Annotated in this window: 1 pseudogene; it reads right to left on the reverse strand. The window is 36.8% G+C overall.

Annotated elements, in window-relative coordinates:
* A pseudogene (locus tag AAEY62_RS25100) lies at positions 1 to 231 on the reverse strand (murein transglycosylase); the annotation flags it as partial.

Here is a 231-nt window from a genome sequence, read left to right on the forward strand (position 1 = left end):
GCGTATTAGCAGGCAATTTGTAGCTAATTGTCACCCTATCTTTTTGCTTAGTTATTACAGGAGCCTTTGCAGCTAATACCTCTTGTACAATTTCTGTAGAGAGCACTGTTTGCTCAGCTACTTTTTTAGATTTAGTAGCGGTTAGTGGTTTACTTTGCTCAACCTTGTTATTTAAGGGCTTGCCTGTTGAGATAATGCTTTTACTGTTAAGTGTGTTATTTGCTGTAATAT

The organism is Pseudoalteromonas sp. GW168-MNA-CIBAN-0100 (assembly GCF_040309225.1).
GTDB lineage: Bacteria > Pseudomonadota > Gammaproteobacteria > Enterobacterales > Alteromonadaceae > Pseudoalteromonas > Pseudoalteromonas arctica.